Source organism: Nostoc sp. NZL (assembly GCF_015714705.1).
GTDB classification, from domain to species: Bacteria; Cyanobacteriota; Cyanobacteriia; order Cyanobacteriales; family Nostocaceae; genus Nostoc; species Nostoc foliaceum_A.
In genome coordinates this window covers 34,970-54,706 of the sequence record NZ_WBKL01000082.1, presented here as the reverse complement: position 1 = coordinate 54,706, position 19,737 = coordinate 34,970, and the positions used below count along the sequence as shown (strand labels likewise).

Below are 19,737 nucleotides of genomic sequence, written 5' to 3'. Positions count from 1 at the left end.
TACTATTTCACGTTCACGAAATATCTTCTCTAGTAAGAACGTACATCTAATTTATTTGTTACAAAGATGGTAATGGTATAAGCTATGTATCTTGAGATAAAGGGCAGGGACAGAACACTCCATTGCATCCTCTACCTGAATAATGATCTTTAGAGTTATAAAACTCTCAATACGCTACAACAGAAAAAACCCTCTGCTAAATCTGTGAAAAAACGAGTAACGCTTACCTTTCCGAGACGCGCCGTACAAATGCCAGTCACTTACGTACTGGCTAAAGAGTTCAACGTCGCCGCCAATATTATTCGCGCCCAAGTTGCCCCAAATCAAATTGGCAAACTAGTAGTGGAACTATCGGGAGATATCGATCAATTAGATGCGGCGATCGAGTGGATGCGATCGCGTCATGTTAACGTTTCTTATACTTTAGGCGAAATTGCGATCGATGAGGATGTTTGTGTCCACTGTGGCTTGTGTACTGGGGTTTGTCCTACCGAAGCCCTCACCCTCCACCCAGATACGTACAAGTTGATGTTCACGCGATCGCGTTGTATCGTCTGCGAACAGTGTATCCCCACCTGTCCTGTACAAGCAATCTCCACTAACCTTTAAATTATCCCAGTTCAAACACATCTGCTATTACACCAGCATCACCCACCAACCTAGTTTTTGCTGGAGAATCATAAACTACTAATAGCGAAGGTATGCCATTTACATCCTGAAACAGTGTCATTCCTTCAGCGTGGTCTTCCCGATTTCCATAGGGAATATCTTGCACAAAATCTGGATTGCTGAAGACATTTTCTCGCAAGTTAACGCCATTTATCCAGCGATAAACTTGCACGGGCCCATCTAAATCCATCGTTGGCCCAGCTAAAATCAACAAATCTTGTCTATCTACATACAAATCCCGAATTCCCAAACCATTCAACCAGATAAAATGCTTTTTATATAACTCTTTTGCTTCTCCAATTTGCCGCAGTTTCAGAATTCCAGGGCTAGAATCTTCTAACTCAATTTCCAGCACTACAGCCCAGCCCCGCAATACAGGGCCACGCAAACCCAAAAAAATCCGGTTTTGATAAATGCCTATTCCTTCAATATCAAAGCCGTTATCTTTCCCCGCAATTGCTGCCTTAAGGAACAAGCCTAAATGGGGGTCATCCGCTAAAGCTGTCATCAGTAAATTACCCTCATTTGTCACCTCTAGTTTAGCGGCATTCAACTGCACATCTGGATTTTGGGGGTGTGGGCAAGATGAGAATAGCTTACCTTCTATCAAAGGAATTCGTCCTAAGAGGTAACGGTTGGGTTCTGATTCAATTTTTGCTAGTCTTTTAAAGTTTTGTGCATCAGTTTTATCAGGTTTAGCTTTTTTGCGTTTGTAACTATGAGAACCAACAAACCATAAGTAATTATCTGTATAAGCAAGTCCTTCTATGTCAATTTCTTGGTCTTCTGGCGCAGGTAAATTGATAAATTCAGCTACCCTAAATTGTTGATGACCTGTAAATTTATCAGTATCAACCAAAGAAAGACGTTCAATAGTTGAGGTTTCATCTGACCCCAACCATAAATACTTCTGGTGTGTTAGCAGCACAGCCGATAAGTCTTCTCTATGTTCTTTAAAATTATCTACAAAAGTCAAAATAACTTGATTGAGCAAATGTAAGCTTGGCATTCTAAATCATCTTAATAGTTATAAAAATGTTAATTATGCTATTATAATGTAAACTCCAGGCTCTAACAAAAATATTTAAAATCTACAAATGATATCAAATATCAAGGCAGAATCTGCTCTTATCCTTTTGATAGATATTATATGTTGCTAAAAGAGGATGCAAGTCTTAAAGAGCATAAGCATACTTTATAATTCTCATTGAATAAAAAATATCAAAAGCAGATGCAAATTTTTAACTAATGTTATTATGCAATAACCTCATGAGGTAATCGTCATTTAAGATCAATTATGAAATTAGCCACACAACCCACAGTCAAAACTCTAGGGGACTACGCCTACCAAGCGATTGAGAAACACTTTAAGAAAACCTTGAAGTGGGAAAAATCAGTGAAGAAAGATGAAGACCCAGAAGCGCTACACCAAATGCGAGTGGGAATGCGTCGCTTACGCACAGCGGTAACTCGGTTTGGGGTAGCGGTGGATGTGCCGAAACCAATTAGCGATAAAAATATTGGTAAAATAGCCCGTCGTCTTGGTAGTCTCCGAGATTTAGACGTACTCAAAGAAAGTTTGGAAAACAATTACAAACCAAACTTACCCCGCAAAGAACAAGAATCTTTGCAAACAGCTTTCAAAGCTTTAGCTAAACAACGCGAAGATGTACTATCGAGTGTGCAGAAAACGTTAAAAGATGAGTCTTATAAGTCTTTAAAAGATGCATTAGACAAGTGGTTAGAAAAACCTAATTATCAACCTTTGGCATCTTTTACTATTCAGCAGGTACTACCAGATTTACTTTTACCAGAAGTGAGTAACTTTTTACTGCATCCGGGTTGGCTAGTTGGCACTCAATTTGTAGAATCAGAAGTGAAAATCCATAAAAATTGGGAACCAGAAAAGATAGAAAAACAATTAACAACAGAAGGTGAAATTCTTCACAGTTTGCGGAAGGAAGCTAAACGTATACGCTACCAGATGGAGTTATTTACTGAGTTATATGGCGAGTCTTACGCAGCTTATCTTACAGAAGTAAAAAGTATCCAAGAAATTTTGGGTACGATGCAAGATAGTGCGGTCTTAACTGACTGGCTTACAGATGTCTTCAAGTCAGAAATTCAGACTGAACTGCCTACCCTTGCTACTTTGTTAACTGAAAATCGCTACCAGTCATGGCAGGAGTGGCAACCCTTGCAAGAACGCTATCTGAAAGCTGAAACTAAGCATAGCTTTCATTTAACAATACTGCACCCCCTTTCAGGAGTAATAGGCTAAAAGGATCTAGCGATAAATAAAGACGGGTTGCAGCCCGTCTAAATAGCTTGAAAGTGCAAATACACCTTGTATAGTGTTGAACATAACACAATTAATTTTCTCAGAGTTGCCAATTTGCCAAGCCAGAAAAAGAGCAGATATTGAACTCCTACTGGTTTATATCCGTCCCAATACGGTTCGGTTAACATGTTTGTCTCTCAAAGATTCCCCCAACCCCCCGATAAATTGGGGTTTTTTCTCCTCTTTACCCCCCTGGCTGTCTGCAAAGTCGATTTTGTAAAGAATTTTTAAGAAATTAACATCCTCCAGAAAAAGAAAGACGTAATCCTGAAGTAATCTTCAAAAGTTCAGAATCATAGATTTTGTAGTTTACAGACACGCCCTAGTGTTAAGAGGGAATTATGGCGTTAGGAATGTCGATGCTTCACTTTAGGGTTTTCACCAACCGTTACCATATCTAAAAACTATCAACCAATAGGTTGAACATTCTTCCGTCCCGCATTCCTTGTCCATGTAATCTATGGGCTTCGCACTCTTGAGCAATTTTGAGTCCTCTCTAATCTAAAAGCAGTAATAATTCCCCTTAAAAAATATTGCTTTGTCTAAATCAGTCATAGTAGAGTTTACAGCTACTACATACAAAGGCTTCTCTAAGTGTGTTATCAGAGTGGCTAAGTTGTATGTGAACTCAACCAGCAGCTAAAATCAAGGTTTATAAGCATCAAATATGAATGTTTTACTTCTATACCCCCGTTTTCCAAAAAGTTTTTGGTCTTTTGAAAAAACACTGGCTTTATTAGACCGGAAAGCAATGCTACCGCCTTTAGGTTTGGTTACTGTAGCCGCGATATTACCTCAAGAATGGGAGTATAAACTGGTAGACCGAAATGTTCGCGTCTGTACGGAAGCAGAATGGGCTTGGGCAGATTTGGTTATTATGTCGGCGATGATTGTGCAAAAAGAGGATTTGCTCTCTCAGATATTAGAAGCAAAACAAAGAGGTAAAAGGGTTGCTGTGGGTGGGCCTTTCCCGACAGCGCTACCAGATGAAATGACATCCGCTGGAGCAGATTACTTGATATTGGACGAAGGGGAAATTACCCTACCCTTATTTGTAGAAGCGATCGCCCGGGGCGATCGCACAGGCATTTTTCGCTCTGGCGGTGAAAAACCAGATGTGACTAATACTCCAACTCCTCGCTTTGACTTGCTAGAGTTTGAAGCCTACGCGGAGATGTCGGTGCAATTTTCGCGGGGATGTCCCTTCCAGTGTGAATTCTGCGACATTATTGTGCTGTATGGTCGCAAACCCCGCACCAAAAACCCAGAACAACTCTTAGCAGAGCTTGATTATCTCTACAAACTGGGTTGGCGACGCAGTATTTTCATGGTGGATGACAACTTCATCGGTAATAAGCGGAATGTCAAATTATTTCTGAAGTCTCTTCTACCCTGGATGGTAGAACATAACTATCCCTTTTCCTTTGCCACAGAAGCTTCAGTTGATTTAGCCCAAGATCAAGAACTGATGGATTTGATGGTAGCGTGTAATTTTGGAGCCGTTTTTCTGGGAATTGAAACCCCCGATGAAGAAAGTCTCACTTTCACTCAGAAATACCAGAATACGCGAGACTCACTTAGTGACGCGGTGAATAAGATTACCCGCTCAGGATTGCGAGTCATGGCAGGCTTTATCATTGGGTTTGATGGCGAAAAGGCGGGAGCCGGCGCACGAATTGTGAAATTTGTCGAGCAAACAGCAATTCCCACGGCCTTATTTAGTATGTTGCAAGCGCTTCCAGATACAGCCCTTTGGCATAGATTAGAAAAGGAAGGACGACTCCGCAATAAATCTGCGAATATCAACCAAACCACGTTGATGAATTTTGTCCCAACTCGACCGTTAGAAGACATCGCTCGTGAATATGTGCAGGCATTTTGTGATTTGTATGAGCCAGAACGGTTTTTGGAACGTACATACAAACACTTCCGGCTTTTGGGCGAAGCAACCTACCCGAAAAAAGGCAAAGCTGCCAAGAAACCATTGAATTGGAAAGTACTCCGAGCGTTTCTAATCATTTGCTGGCGGCAGGGTGTACGTCGTCAGACACGCTGGCAATTCTGGCGCAACTTGTGGAGTATGTATCAGCATAATCCGGGTGGGGTGAGTAGCTACTTAGCTGTTTGTGCCCAAATTGAGCATTTCTTGGAGTATCGCCAGATTGTTCGAGATGAAATTGAGGCTCAAGTGGCTGAATTTCTGGAAGCAGAAGCGAGGGTAAAACCTGAAGCACAAGTGATGGTTAATTCGTAGCGAATTAAATTTGGCAATACCTTGCAATGGTAATGCGTCGGGATGCATTGCAATACGGTTTGGTTAAGGCAAGAGACGCGATTTATCGCGTCTTTGTGATCTATAACTTTCATTGAGATGCATTGTTAATGCGTCCCCTTACAATGCATCCCGATACAATGTCCTTGTCCTTAATATGGTTTAGTGCATCTTCATACAGAATTGGTATAAGTGACCATGCCACCCGATAATTTGGAGATTAATGAAACGATCGCGGCACAATTTGCTCAATTGGTGCTGGATTGTATCGGGCGGGAATATCCCCATAGTGGTCTGTATTGGGCTGATAGCGACGAGGATATAAAACCACCGCGTGAATTGACTCCTGCTTTTTATGGCTGCTTAGATTGGCATTCAGCCGTACATGGTCACTGGTTGTTGGTGCGTCTTATGCGTCACTTTCCTGAAGCATCCTTCAATGTAGCGTCAAAGCAAGCACTTGAGCAGAGCCTAACACCTGAGAAGATTCAAGGAGAAATTGCCCATTTTCAACGGCTACCCTTTTTTGAATTTCCTTATGGTGTGGCATGGTTTCTGCAACTGGCTGCGGAACTTCACGAGTGGAATCATGCTCAAGCGAAAGAATGGCGGCTGATATTGGAACCGCTAGAAAATTTGATTGCAGATAATTTACAGCGCTGGATTGACGGACTGAAACTCCCAAATCGCACAGGGATGCATAGCCAAACAGCTTTTGCACTTGGTTTGATGCTAGATTGGGCACGGATTACCAAAAATGCTGATTTTACTCAGTTAGTGGAGAACAAAGCAAAGCAATTCTATCTTTGCGATCGCAACTATTCCTTAGAATTCGAGCCGCTGGGCTACGATTTTCTCTCTCCTGGCCTTGCTGAAGCAGACCTCATGCGGCGAGTTCTCCCAACAACAGCTTTCACTGACTGGCTGACCGATTTTCTTCCACAAATACCGATTGATAATTCAGCAAATTGGTTAGAACCTGTCAGAGTAGATAATCCTCAAGATTATATGCAAGCCCACTTCCACGGTCTTAATCTCAGTCGTGCTTGGATGCTTGAGGGGATCATTTCTGGATTGGCAAATAGCGATCGCCGCATAGAAACACTTCGCTCTGCTGCCGTTCATCATCGTCGGCATGGACTAGCAGATGTTGTAATTGAACATTATGCAGCTAGTCACTGGCTAGGAACTTTTGCTATATATGGCTTAAGGAACTGGGTTGAATAGGGACTTAAACAAAGTAAAAATGAATTAGGATGATCTGCTGAATCGGGTTACCGACTATTCCCAAATCCAGAAATGGTGGTAAATAGTTATGAGTGCTTATCTTTTGGTTAATCTTCACTCTCAAGTTTTGAACAATATCCAGAACAAGGGTTGAACCAACTGACAGATCCAGTTGTAGCAAAATTCCAAGAGCATGATTGGTGGGACTTTGGTCAGGGCTGGACGAATCTACTCAACAATTTAGTCCTAGTCCTTCAACCTTTCATATTCTTTAACTTACTAAAACCTAGGCTCAGGGTTTTTCCAGTTTCACATTTATCAATTGGATTTCTCCCACTAATTGCATTTATAAATCGAATGCAAGGCGCTACTCCAGACACCTTATATTCTGAGGACTTATTATTTGCCTCTGCTTAGAGTGATGGAAGAGCGATATAAAAAATAAGAACAATATTATTATTTGTGCAACTTAAAAGCGCAACAGCTTAACATTTCCCTCGACTCTACCTCTCGGCTGAACTTCTATTATTCGTGAGAAATCTTCTCTTAATCCCCCTGGTTGGTCATCGCAACCAGAATCACTACCTACCCCGCATTACTGAGGGTATACGATTTAGTTACCTTTTTGAAGATCCAAAAATATCTTTTTAGCCCTATAGGTTCATTGAAGGGGAACATCAGTAGCTCAGGATAAAGATTTTTAATTAAGTCATTAGCAAGCATTTGAGAACGCTTATAATCGGGCGGTAAACTTAACATTATTTCAATAATTTTACGATGACAGAAGGGATAAGCCCGGAAAGCACTTGTTATGTGACCATAATGTTGGGGTCCAGCCCAACATCCTAATTTCTGTTCGATATGTAAAAAGTCTAATATTGTAAAAGAGTTATTAATTGCTAAGTTAGTAAGCCATTGATTTGCTTGTTTTTTCAGGTAAGCAGTAACTGGGAGTTTAAGTCTTTGTAAGAGTTCATTTGAATCAATAAAAGTGGATTCTGTATCAGACCCGCTCCAATTTTGAGAACGTCCAACTCCGCTACCGATTGCTATTAATATTCCACGCTGCGGATCTAACTGTTTAAGTGTCCGAACATTTCTCCATGTCCTCCCTGCAACACAATTTCCGGTTCTATACAACCATTCGTTTAGTTCTGTTTCCGTTGCTTCTTCAAATTCTATAACCCTATGATTTAATCCATAGCTCTTTGCCATTTTAGAGGCAACTTCGCAATCTAACCTTCCTCCTTTATCAGGTATTCTTATTGTAAAAAATTCAAGATTTTTGAGATGTTCTCGTGCACATGCTAGGAGCATCCTGGAGTCTCTCCCAGCTGTTAATGACATATAAAGCGGGTAATTCCGAACAAGTGCTGTGATATTATTCTTTACAATAGATACAATTTCATATACAGAACGTTCAACATCTTCATCTTGAATCATAGTTATTTCGTCAATAGGCCAATGCCTTGTTGATTGCCAATTCTTCAAATCTAAAAAATGATTGGGTAATAGTCGTTCAACTGAATGCCTTGGGGTTAAACCAAATGGATACCAGTTATCCTTTCTAGGAATATCTAGTGTATTAATTAATTCATAATTATCTTTAGAATCTTCCGAATATGGAATTAAGGCTGTTGACGAAGCGACAATCTGCTGTTGAGCACAGAAAACTGTTGAGAGAGAACCAAAGGGATCTAAATAAACACGTGAGATATCACTTGTGAGAAAGATGGCTAGGAAACGTCCACCAAAGGCATAAAGTGATGATTCCAGTTGAGAAGCTGCGCTGCTATCCTTTGGAGACACCGAGATTTGTAAGCTTTTATTCAGCAATAGACCATTTGTATCAATTGGATAACCGAGTAACCATCCTATAGAAGAGGAATCAGATGCAAGAATTTCAATTACTGGCAAATCTGGATGAAATCCTAAGCACCAGGAGCCGCTACGTCGTGTATTCCAATTTTTTGGTATATAATTTTCTATTTGACAGAGAATAAACTGTCCGATTAAACTATTAACATTAGTAATCATAATGTATTCCTAACAATTAAAAAACTAGAAACTCTCTTACAGTAGTATGAGTGGGTGCAAGTATACTTGTATTCAGCAGCGGGCGCTGCTAAGGATATAGGCATCACTGTGCCAAAACGGGTTGCATTGTAAACGCTTGAAACTTCGTTTTCCAAAGTTTGTGGTTTACTAATAACTACCAGCAATTAAGCATTTGATACAATCTCTCTAAAGAGATAAGAAAATTGATGAGCCGCTTTCAATACTGCGTAGCTTGCCGCCGCAGGCATGGCCACGGATAAGACTGTAACCAACAAAACGAGGCAAACGCATTAGTGCATTGGGAATATGGCAACGGCAACGTCGCTTTGATGACGGCAACGTTGGCAACAACAAGGTTTATTCCTGTTCTTTCTTCCGCCACATTCGCCACAAATGAATCGGATTGAGGATGAATGGTTACACCTTAAACGTGAGCAGCTATCAAGCCAAGTTTTTGAAGATGATTATGAAGTGGTGATGGCTGTAATTTCTGGTATTGAAGCTAGAGGTGAAAAGGGTGGCTACGAAGTTGAGCGTTTTATCTTTAATTAGATCCCTCTACTTACCTCCTAAGGAATCGTGGGTTGCAAGGACAAATTATTTGAACAGTCTGGGCGATCTCACAACCTATCAGACTTTGTAAATAGGGGTTTTCCCCATCCCCAATCTCCAAACCTTAAAAGATGCCAAGTAAATATGCCTTAGCTGACTGAGACTGTCAGGATCAAAGAGTAAAGAGTAAAAGGCAATCTATTTTGACTTTTAACTTTCTCCTTTTGTTCAACTTCCACAACGGGAGGTTTAATCTTGACTAAATTGAAAGTTGGTATCAATGGCTTCGGCCGAATCGGGCGACTCGTGCTTCGTGCTGGCATCGATAACCCCAACATCGAGTTTGTGGGAATTAACGACCTAGTACCACCAGATAACCTCGCTTACCTATTAAAGTACGACTCAACCCACGGGAAATTAAAGCAAAAGGTTGAAGCCAGGGAAGACGGCATTCTCATTGACGGACATTTCATTCCTTGTGTGTCGGTGAGAAATCCAGCAGAGTTACCTTGGGGAAAATTAGGTGCAGATTATGTCGTAGAAGCCACCGGACTCTTCACTGACTACGAAGGAGCCGCCAACCACCTGAAAGCAGGTGCAAAGCGAGTGGTAATTTCCGCTCCCACCAAAGATCCAGATAAAGTTCCTACCCTACTAATGGGTGTAAATCATCACCTATTTGACTCCAGCAAGGATATAATTGTATCCAATGCTAGCTGCACTACAAACTGTCTAGCTCCCATAGCTAAGGTCATCAATGACAACTTTGGGTTGACCGAAGGGTTAATGACCACAGTTCATGCCATGACCGCCACTCAGCCAACTGTAGACGGCCCCAGCAAGAAAGACTGGCGGGGTGGTCGAGGTGCAAGCCAGAATATTATTCCCTCGTCCACAGGCGCAGCTAAAGCCGTGGCGTTGGTTTTACCAGAATTGAAGGGTAGGCTGACTGGTATGGCATTACGAGTTCCGACTCCTGATGTCTCTGTAGTTGATTTAACTTTCAAAACTGCCAAAGCCACCAGTTATAAGGAAATCTGTGCTGCCATGAAGGAAGCTGCCGCAGGTTCGCTAGCGGGTATCCTGGGTTACACAGATGAAGAAGTAGTTTCCACAGATTTTCAAGGCGATACCCATTCCAGTATCTTCGATGCAGGTGCTGGGATTGAGTTGAATTCCAACTTTTTCAAGGTAATTGCCTGGTATGACAACGAGTGGGGCTACTCGAATCGCGTGATTGACCTGATGTTGTCTATGTCACAGAAGGAAAAACTCGCACCGACAGCTGCTGTGGTTTGATTGGTCATTAGTCATTGGTCATTGGTCATTGGTGATTAACTTTTGACTTTTGACCCTTGATTTTTGGGATCTGGGTCAAATGGTAAATACTCCGAAAATAAAACGTAATTTAGTACCTTTATTTAGTAAGTGCGTGATATGAAGCACATGTGAATTTGGATGGTTTGGGCGATGTCTATAACGGATTGTGACGCTTGATGACTCGCTAACGCTGCGCTATCGGTGAGGCATCGCATAATACCAATTCTTCAAAAGAATGCTAAAGATTTAAACCGGGCAACCCAAATAAAATCTGAAGTTTCTTAATTACGTAGCTTGCTTCTCGCCTTTGGCGAGTATTACAAATTACGAATTACGAATTACGAATTGGTATGAGGCATCCAAATTTGCAAGTTACTCCTCAACCCCTAATCCCTATGCGTCGAACCAAAATCATTTGTACTGTTGGGCCGGCTACATCTGCACCCGAAAAGCTGCAAGCTTTAGTAGTAGCTGGAATGAATGTGGCTCGGCTGAATTTTTCCCACGGAGCCTATGAATTTCACGCCCAAACGGCTCAGTATCTCAGGCAAATTAGTACTGAGCAGCAAAAGCCGATCGCAATTATGCAAGACCTGTGTGGCCCCAAGATTCGCTTGGGAACGTTACCACCAGAAGGGTTAAATTTAGAAGCTGGTAGTGAAGTCACCTTTGTTTTGCAAGAAAAGGGTGAGAGTATTGACGAACTACCCTTACCATTACCGACTTTGTTCGCAATGGTGCGACCGGGCGAACCGATTTTGATTAATGATGGCCGCGTCAAGTTGATTGTTACTGCTCGTGATGCTGATCGCATTCGCGCCCAAGTAAAAATTGGCGGGCTAATTTCTACGCACAAAGGAGTAAACCTACCACAAACGCCTTTACCTGTTAGTTCGATCACCGAAAAAGACTTGCTGGATCTACGCTTTGGGATTCAGTTGGGTGTAGACTGGGTAGCGGTGTCCTTTGTGCGCTCGCCACAAGACTTAGAACCCGCCAAGCGCATGATTGAAGCTGCTGGTGCTTCCATCCGCTTAATTGCCAAAATCGAAAGAGCAGAAGCAGTAGAGAATTTTGACTCCATTCTTAAGGTTGCCGATGCGATTATGATTGCCCGTGGCGATTTAGGGGTGGAAGTACCAATTCACGAAGTGCCCCTAATTCAAAAAGATATTATTCGCCGTTGCAATCGTGCTGGCAAGCCGGTGATTACAGCCACCCAAATGCTAGAGTCGATGATTAGCGCCCCTGATCCCACCCGCGCTGAAGCCACCGATGTTGCCAACTCCATCTTAGATGGTACGGATGCAGTAATGCTTTCTGGTGAAACAGCTGTCGGACAATATCCCATCGCCGCCGTCGAGATGATGCACAACATCGCCGTGCGGACAGAACAGGCTCTAGATGAGGGTAGCAAACATGCCTGGTGTCATGAGGCAGGCAGTCTCAGCGTCACCGAATCTGTAGCAGAATCCGTGTGTCGCATCGCCTATGAAACAGGCTCACGGGCAATTCTCTGTAACACTTCATCAGGAAGTACGGCGAGAATGGTGTCTAAATATCGCCCTACTTCTCCCATTATTGCCCTCACCTCTGACATCACTGCTTATCGCCAACTAGCCCTTTCTTGGGGTGTAGAAGCTTTGCTGATCCCACCAGTTCATAATGCCGAAGAGATGTTTACCAATGTAGTGAACACAGTTGTAGTCATGGGCCTAGCGAATAAGGGCGATAAAGTAGTGATTACCTCTGGTGTTCCAATTGGTAAATCGGGCACAACTAGTTTAATCAAAGTGCATTCCATTGGACAGCCAATTTCGGCATAAGGCACTTAGAATAGGGCTGTGGCTCAAGATAGTAAGCAAAATTGGGCAATGATTAAGAAAAATTGCCAGAATCAGAATTGAAGGAAGAGTAAAGAGTGTAAAGAACTGGGGAATAAGTAAATCCTAAACAAACATCACGGAGTCTTTTATGTCTAAGAATTTACTGGAACAATTGCGAGAAGTGACTGTTGTAGTCGCCGATACAGGGGATATCCAGGCAATTGAAAAATTTAAACCCCAAGATGCCACCACCAATCCTTCTCTGATTACTGCTGCGGCGCAAATGCCAGAATATCAGGGAATTGTCGATCAAACTTTACTCCAGGCTAAAAAAGATGCTGGAGCCGGAGCCACCCAAGCACAGATAGTTTCTCTAGCTTTTGACCGTTTGGCAGTTGCCTTTGGATTAAAGATTTTACAAATCATCCCCGGTCGGGTGTCTACGGAAGTGGATGCTCGTTTGTCTTATGATACTGAAGCTACCCTAACTAAGGCACGGGACTTAATTGCTCAGTATAAAGCCGCTGGGATTGGTCGCGATCGCGTTTTAATTAAAATTGCCACCACCTGGGAAGGCATTCGCGCTGCGGAAATTCTCGAAAAAGAAGGTATTCACTGTAACCTTACCTTGTTGTTTGGTCTTCACCAAGCGATCGCCTGTGCAGAAGCTGGCGTTACCCTAATTTCTCCTTTCGTCGGTCGGATTCTCGACTGGTACAAAAAAGATACCGGACGCGATAGCTATCCAGCAGCCGAAGATCCGGGAGTTTTGTCCGTCACCAAAATCTACAACTACTACAAGAAATTTGGCTATAAAACCGAAGTTATGGGAGCTAGCTTCCGTAATCTTGGTGAAATTACTGAACTTGCAGGTAGTGATTTGCTGACTATTTCACCGTCACTTTTGGCTGAATTGCAGTCAACTGTTGCAGAACTGCCACGTAAACTTGACCCCGCCAAGGCAGCAAGTTTGTCAATCGAAAAGATATCCATTGACAAAGCTAGCTATGACAAAATGCACGCTGCTGACCGCATGGCAACCGACAAACTAGACGAGGGCATCAAAGGTTTCACTAAGGCATTAGAAGACCTTGAAAAACTTTTGGCAGACCGACTGGTTCGCCTTGAAGGAGAGGTAGTAGCAAGTCATTAGAAGATAAAAATCGTTAGTGGTTAGTGGTTCAACCACCAATCACTAACCATTAGTTAGTTGCATCAGCTATCATCAATACCGTCGTCTGATAATCTGGTATCTTCCGTAAGGCTGCCGTCGTTGGATAAACTGCCGTTGTCTAAACTGCTGCCGTCGCTGGATATTTTGGTATCTTCCAAAAGAGCGCCGTGGTCGAATATTTTGGTATCTTCCAAAAGGCTGCCTTCGTCGGATCATTTGGTATCTTCCAAAAGGCTGGCGGCGTCGGATAATCTGCCGTCTTCGAATAATTTGGTATCGTCCTGGCCGCCGTTGAGCAATTAAAAGCTCTCCGGTTTTGTCTCCAACTAGGTTGGCATCTGACGCAGCACTCTGTTCATTGCGAGCATTAGTTAAAGAAATATCCTTGGCTTCAGCTAATGAGGGCGGATACACAAAGGCACATAGCAATAGTGCTATTGAGGATAACTTCCTAAAACCTTTCATGTTTTTGCTTCCACTAGACTTTCGGTAATAACTTTATTAAAACACCTGAAAGTCAGCAAATTATCGCTTATACACTTTTTTTAAACTTAAATTGGGATGAAATATTGTATTCAAATTCCAGCCTTATGAATAATTGCAAATTGGCTCAAACTGTGCATTTCAAGAGTTAGTTTCTAGCAAAATATAATTTTTTTCAATTAATTACCTTTTGCACAAACCACCCTAAGACACTTAATCCTAGCAACAAAGGTGTTAACCAATCACTCCAACGCACATATAAAGTTTGTGTCTGTCGCCGATAAATTGTTTCAGCATGAGTTTCGTAAGTATTATATCCAGACATCCACAAAGTTTTACCGTGAGGATCTACAAAGGCTGAATATCCTGTATTCGTTGCCCGTGCTGACCATCTATCAGTTTCAATTGCCCGCATGATATCCTGTGCATGGTGCTGAAATGGCATGGATGCACTGTAATGGGCATCGTTAGAAGAACTGAGGATAAATTGCCCACCCATAGCAGCTTGACGGCGAAATTGTTCAGGAAAAGCAGATTCATAACATATACTAGCGATCGCACGACCAAAAGGCGTGTCAAATAACTGATTTGGTGAACCAGGAACTTGGTGTGCCTCCAAAGGCGACAAGCGTTGAACTAGTCCGCCTAAAATTTCTTCAAAGGGAATATATTCTCCCAATGGTACTAGTTTGGCTTTATCGTAGCGGCTGACAATTTCACCCTTACCGTTGAAACTAAACAAGCTAATTGTATAACTGTCTCCCCGTTCGCCAAAAGCCCCAATCCAAGCAACTACACCTTTTTTCTTCACTGCTGCGACTAAAGCAGTTTCCATCAAGTTGCGCTGGAAAATAGGTAAGGCTCCTTCAGGGGTGAGGACTGCATCTACACCTTGGTCTGCTAAAGTTAGATATCCATTGGTGTAGTTTTCTTGGGCGCGACGAAACCCTTCGGAACTTCGTAAAAGTCGGTTTGGGATATTACCTTGAATAATCCCCACTTTCAAGGCTGCTTCTGGTACTTGGGCGATGGGACGGCTATATAAGATAAAACCAATGAGGTGTAAGGTAATTAATAGTCCTGTGGCGATAACTAAGTATTTATTAACGAACCGCAGAGGCGCAGAGAAGCCAGTGCGCCCTTGCGGTTCCCCGACTTCTAGCAACTGGCGCGACACAGAGGAAATCTTGGTGTCTCGGCGGTTTATATATGCTTCAGCAATTAAACCATTAACAGCAACTATTGCTGCTGTCACAGTATTAGGCCCAGAGAGTTGACCCAGATGTACAATTACGAGATTGTGCGGGCTTTGGGTGTAAGCAAGAGAACTCCACCACAGGGGGCCGGCACTCCACAGACTCTCTAAGCCGCACCAGACTGCTGTACCAATCAGTACACGTAGCCAAGGTTTTTGTCCGGCTAGGCGAACCATGACAGCCGCCCAAATAGCAACGAATACCCCTCCCAAGAGGCTGATAAATCCCCAACAAAAAAGAGTGATTGCCAAACTTGGCAACCAAGGAACGCCCAACCATGTCATCGGATGAATTCCGGTAATCCAAGATAGGGCGACACCGTGATAACCAATACCCCAGAGGAAAGACGGGGGGGATTGGTTTTTGCCTTTAGCTGAAGTAACAACTAGCACCCATAAGGGGACTAGGGCAATCCAAGCCAAGAACCATGCACCTACTGGGGCTACGGTTAGCCCCATTAAAATGCCGCTAGCTAAGGCAGTTAAATAAGGGAGTAAGGCGGTTAACCTCTCTCCCTGCTTTTTATTCTGCTTCTTCTGCATCGACAGCATCAGGTGGAACTATTGCAACTCCGGTAATAGCGTCATCTTCGTCTAAACGCTGCACTCTGACTCCAGTTGCCGATCGCGATTGGATAGAAATTGCATTGACCGCTTGACGGATGATAATACCGCGATTTGTCACCATCATGATTTCATCATCATCATTGTTGACAATGCGTAGGGTTGCCAACTTGTCTTTGTTTTTGCGGTTTTTGAACTTGGTTGCCATTAAACCCTGACCAGCACGGTTTTGCAGGCGGAACTGGGCAACTGGTACGCGCTTACCATATCCTCCCATTGTAATTACCAACACCCAAGGGCCAACTACGCCACTGCTAGGCACTTCTGCTGACTCTTCAGTAGTTTCGGTAATTTCGATATCTTCTGTTTCGATTGTCTCGATTGCTTCGATATCTTCAACTTCGGCTTCTGCAACATCCAAAGTTTCAAGAATTGCTGCGGGTAGAATATCCATGCCCACGAGTTCATCTTTATTTTTGAGTTTCATGGCTTTCACCCCACGAGTCGCCCTACTTAAAGGACGTAGTTGTTCGTGGTTGCACCGGAAGTTAATCGCCATCCCGTTACGAGAACCAATAATTACACTGTCCTCTACTCTGGCGCGTCGCACCCAGCGCAGTTGGTCGCCTTCTTCTAAGGAAATGGCAATCAAACCATTGGCGCGAATGTGACTAAAGGCTGCCAATTCGGTTTTCTTGATATTGCCGCCCTTAGTGAGCATGACTAGATATTCTTCGTTGCTAAACTCGTCAACGGGTACAATCGAGGTGATTTTTTCCTCTTTGGGAATGGGTAACATCTGGACGATTGGTGTGCCGCGACTGGTACGCGAACTCGCTGGAATTTGATAAGCTCTCAGGCAATAAACAACACCACGCTCACTAAAGAATAAAATACTGTCGTGATCGCAGCAAGTCAAAAAATGCTCAATGGTGTCATCATCTTTCACCTTGGCTGCGGCTTTACCTCTGGTAGCACGGCTTTGGGCTTCAAAGGTGTTGACTGGCATCCGTTTGATGTAGCCTTGCTCTGTAACCAAAATGATCGCTTTTTCATTGGCAATTAGATCGCGATCATCTAATTCCCCTTCCCCTGGTAAAATCACCGTGCGGCGGGGTGTGGCAAAGTTAGTTTTCAGTTGCCCGACTTCAGTTTCAATAATTTCCAGCACCCTCTCGCGGCGTGCCAAGATATCTTGCAAGTCGGTAATTTTCGCTTGTAATTCCTCGTGTTCCAAACGAATTTTGTCTGCTTCTAAGGCAGTCAACCGTCGCAATTGCATCTGCAAAATTGCATCTGCTTGCACTTCCGAAAGTCCGTAAGTTGTGATCAACTCGCCTTTGGCTGTGGGCGCATCGGGAGCATGGCGAATCAAGACAATAATCGGATCTAACTGGGACAAGGCAATCAATAACCCTTGCAGGAGATGATCGCGTTCTTCAGCTTTCCGCAGTTCGTAGCGGGTGCGTCTGGCAATGGATTCGATGCGGAAATCTAAGAAGACGCTTAAGAATTGCTTGAGGGTGAGTACCTGGGGTTCGCTATTCACCAACGCCAGCATATTTGCGCCGAAGTTGGCTTGCAGTGGCGTTTGTTTGTAAAGGTTGTTCAGTACAACGCGGGGATAAGCATCACGCTTAAGTTCGATGACAACTCGCATCCCGTCGCGATCGCTTTCATCCCGGATATCTGCAATGCCCTCTAGCCGCTTTTCGTTCACCATTTCGGCGATTTTTTCAATCAGCGCCGCTTTATTGGTTTGATAGGGCAATTCGGTGATGATAATTGCTTCTCTATCTGGTCGTCCTCGTTGTTCAACGGTTTCAATGTTAGCCACACCACGCATGGTAATGGAACCACGCCCGGTAGTGTAAGCTTCTCGAATGGCAGATGTCCCTAAAATTTGCGCCCCAGTCGGAAAGTCTGGGCCGTGGACATACTGCATTAATTCGAGATCGGTGATTTCTGGATTGTGGATTACAGCCACCAAAGCATCAATCAATTCGCCCAAATTGTGCGGCGGAATGTTGGTTGCCATGCCCACGGCAATCCCAGAGGAACCGTTGAGCAACAATTGGGGAATCCGTGCCGGTAAGACTGTGGGTTCTTGCTGGGAACCGTCGAAGTTATCTGCGAAATCTACGGTTTCATACTCGATGTCATGCAATAGCCCAGCGCTAGTTAAAGCTTGTAAGCGGCATTCTGTGTACCGCATTGCCGCTGGCGGATCGTTGTCTACCGAACCGAAGTTACCATGTCCGTTTACTAGGGGCGATCGCATGGAAAAATCCTGTGCCATCCGCACCAAGGCATCATATACTGCCGTGTCGCCGTGGGGGTGATATTTACCCAACACTTCCCCCACCACACGGGCGCATTTCTTAAACGGGCGATCGTGGAGCAGACCTAGCTCGTGCATTGCGTAAAGAATGCGACGATGCACAGGTTTTAGACCATCCCTGGCATCTGGCAACGCCCGACCCACTATCACGCTCATGGCGTATTCCAGATAAGACTGCGACATTTCGGTTCGCAAGTCTATCGGGATAATCCTCTCCTGTGAGGTTGTCATAACCTAAAAATCTCCAAAAATCGTAGATTTTAGCTTTTTTACTCAACAAAGCGCAAAATTATTCTAAATTGCTCTTGAATAATTGCCATAATTTGATACAATTCTAGCATGTATTGCCTTTTTTTGACTCGAAGACTAACCCAAATATCTAGTTGAAAAAGAGTATAATAATTTACCCTTTATAAGCTCTAGCTAATTAACAAGAGCAATGAACGAAAAGGTTGCTTGGTGTAAAATTGCTTAAATTAAAATACGACGGGGTAAATTTAAGACAACAATCTAAATTGGCTTTATAAGCTCTTACTTTTATAACCGTTATTTACTCGACTTGTCACTAAATAAGGTCTGAAAAATGAAACCATAGTTTATCATTTCTACTTAGACAAACAGCAGAAATGGATAAAGCTTTCCAAGATGTAATTAAAGGAACACTCGCAAAAATTGGTATCAGAATTAACAGGGTATTTTCACATAAAGGAGAGCAAATTTTGGCAGCAGTCCGAGTCCGCCAGCATGTTAATCCACTGGGTAAAAAGTATCAAACACCAGCAAGCCCCATTGACTGGGAAAAAATTTATGCAAAGCCAAATCAACCACTACATTTAGATATTGGCTGCGCTAAAGGGCAGTTTTTGGTGAATATGGCCCAAATAGAACCCAACTGGAATTTTCTCGGCTTAGAAATTCGGGAACCGCTGGTGGTGGAGGCGAATAAATTACGTTCTGAGTTGGCTTTAACAAACCTGCACTACTTATTTTGCAATGTGAATAACTCACTGCGATCGCTGTTATCTTCCCTCCCTTCAGGAAGTTTACAACGCGTTACAATTCAATTCCCCGATCCTTGGTTTAAAACCCGTCATGCTAAACGCCGTGTAGTGCAACCAGAACTAGTGGCAGAATTAGCCAATTATCTTGCGGTTGGAGGAGTTGTATTTCTGCAATCAGATATGGAATTTGTCGCTGTGGAAATGCGCGATCGCTTTGCTGCTCACCCAGCTTATCAGAAAGTGGGTACAGAAGAATGGTTGGCTGAAAATCCGCTACCAGTCCCTACAGAACGGGAAATAGGTACACAAAAAAAGGGCGAACCTGTTTATCGGGCTTTGTTTAAAAGGGTGAAAAGTACTGATTAGAGATAGTAAGCCAATACAGTTAAGTTAAGCATTCCTTTCTTCCCTTTTTTCTCTTTCTTCTCTTCCTTTGCGCCCTACCCTTCTCCTTCGGAGACGCTACGCGAACGGGAAGCCACTTCGTGTCTATGCGCCCTTTGCGGTTCGTTAAAAAATTGACTTTGTTTGACAAAGAGTTGAGCCTTAACCCAAACGTATTGGATAGTAAGCTGATGCGCATCTAAAGTATATAAACACTCTTGATGGTCGTTAACTGTTGACTGTTGACGGTTAACAGTCATCAGTCATTAG

The 19,737-nt window shown here is 43.2% G+C and carries 14 protein-coding genes and 1 pseudogene; 9 read left to right on the top strand and 6 right to left on the bottom strand.

From position 1 onward, the window contains the following. The first annotated feature begins 204 nt into the window (after positions 1-204). Positions 205-609 (top strand): NIL domain-containing protein, encoded by a 405-nt coding sequence (locus F8R90_RS12220; RefSeq protein ID WP_196510953.1) that lies wholly within the window; start codon positions 205-207, stop codon positions 607-609. A gap of 1 nt (position 610) precedes the next feature. Here the strand turns inward: F8R90_RS12220 and F8R90_RS12215 are convergent, their stop codons facing one another. Next, positions 611-1,678, bottom strand: a complete 1,068-nt coding sequence (locus F8R90_RS12215; RefSeq protein WP_196510952.1) for a DUF3616 domain-containing protein — start codon at positions 1,676-1,678, stop codon at positions 611-613. 288 nt (positions 1,679-1,966) lie between these two features. Between F8R90_RS12215 and F8R90_RS12210 the strand changes: the two genes are divergently transcribed. From F8R90_RS12210 to F8R90_RS12200, 3 genes are all read left to right on the top strand, one after another. Then, positions 1,967-2,950: a CHAD domain-containing protein gene (locus F8R90_RS12210; RefSeq protein ID WP_190893745.1), complete on the top strand. Its 984-nt coding sequence runs from the start codon at positions 1,967-1,969 to the stop codon at positions 2,948-2,950. 727 nt (positions 2,951-3,677) lie between these two features. After that, complete coding sequence (locus F8R90_RS12205) at positions 3,678-5,264, top strand: B12-binding domain-containing radical SAM protein (RefSeq protein WP_196510951.1); 1,587 nt, start codon at positions 3,678-3,680, stop codon at positions 5,262-5,264. Positions 5,265-5,480: 216 nt separating this feature from the next. Then, positions 5,481-6,509, top strand: a complete 1,029-nt coding sequence (locus tag F8R90_RS12200; RefSeq protein ID WP_196510950.1) for a DUF2891 domain-containing protein — start codon at positions 5,481-5,483, stop codon at positions 6,507-6,509. 585 nt (positions 6,510-7,094) lie between these two features. On the opposite strand, the gene F8R90_RS12195 is transcribed toward F8R90_RS12200, so the two are convergent. After that, entirely contained in the window at positions 7,095-8,546 is a 1,452-nt protein-coding gene (locus F8R90_RS12195) for a hypothetical protein (RefSeq protein ID WP_196510949.1), read from the bottom strand. A gap of 381 nt (positions 8,547-8,927) precedes the next feature. Between F8R90_RS12195 and F8R90_RS12190 the strand changes: the two are divergent. The 4 genes and pseudogenes from F8R90_RS12190 to F8R90_RS12175 form a co-directional block, all read left to right on the top strand. Further along, positions 8,928-9,119, top strand: a pseudogene (locus F8R90_RS12190) (transposase); the annotation flags it as partial. A 255-nt stretch (positions 9,120-9,374) separates the two neighbouring features. Beyond that, positions 9,375-10,418 (top strand): type I glyceraldehyde-3-phosphate dehydrogenase, encoded by a 1,044-nt coding sequence (gene gap / locus F8R90_RS12185; RefSeq protein ID WP_196510948.1) that lies wholly within the window; start codon positions 9,375-9,377, stop codon positions 10,416-10,418. A 416-nt stretch (positions 10,419-10,834) separates the two neighbouring features. Then, positions 10,835-12,265: a pyruvate kinase gene (gene pyk, locus F8R90_RS12180; protein WP_196510947.1), complete on the top strand. Its 1,431-nt coding sequence runs from the start codon at positions 10,835-10,837 to the stop codon at positions 12,263-12,265. A gap of 148 nt (positions 12,266-12,413) precedes the next feature. Beyond that, on the top strand, positions 12,414-13,418 hold the full coding sequence (locus F8R90_RS12175) for a transaldolase (RefSeq protein ID WP_196510946.1): 1,005 nt from the start codon (positions 12,414-12,416) through the stop codon (positions 13,416-13,418). Positions 13,419-13,490: 72 nt separating this feature from the next. Here the strand turns inward: F8R90_RS12175 and F8R90_RS12170 are convergent, their stop codons facing one another. The 3 genes from F8R90_RS12170 to gyrA all read right to left on the bottom strand — a co-directional run bounded on the left by F8R90_RS12170 (position 13,491) and on the right by gyrA (position 18,313). Further along, on the bottom strand, positions 13,491-13,904 hold the full coding sequence (locus tag F8R90_RS12170) for a hypothetical protein (RefSeq protein ID WP_196510945.1): 414 nt from the start codon (positions 13,902-13,904) through the stop codon (positions 13,491-13,493). A gap of 193 nt (positions 13,905-14,097) precedes the next feature. Beyond that, positions 14,098-15,720, bottom strand: a complete 1,623-nt coding sequence (gene lnt / locus F8R90_RS12165) for an apolipoprotein N-acyltransferase (RefSeq protein WP_196510944.1) — start codon at positions 15,718-15,720, stop codon at positions 14,098-14,100. Next, a complete protein-coding gene (gene gyrA, locus F8R90_RS12160) occupies positions 15,701-18,313 on the bottom strand; it encodes a DNA topoisomerase (ATP-hydrolyzing) subunit A (RefSeq protein ID WP_196510943.1) in 2,613 nt (870 codons plus the stop codon). The genes lnt and gyrA overlap by 20 nt, the downstream gene beginning before the upstream one ends. Before the next feature lie 488 nt (positions 18,314-18,801). On the opposite strand from gyrA, the gene trmB reads away from it, so the two are divergent. Continuing rightward, complete coding sequence (trmB, locus tag F8R90_RS12155; protein WP_196510961.1) at positions 18,802-19,449, top strand: tRNA (guanosine(46)-N7)-methyltransferase TrmB; 648 nt, start codon at positions 18,802-18,804, stop codon at positions 19,447-19,449. 74 nt (positions 19,450-19,523) lie between these two features. On the opposite strand, the gene F8R90_RS12150 is transcribed toward trmB, so the two are convergent. Further along, positions 19,524-19,727: a hypothetical protein gene (locus F8R90_RS12150; RefSeq protein WP_196510942.1), complete on the bottom strand. Its 204-nt coding sequence runs from the start codon at positions 19,725-19,727 to the stop codon at positions 19,524-19,526. Positions 19,728-19,737: the final 10 nt, after the last annotated feature.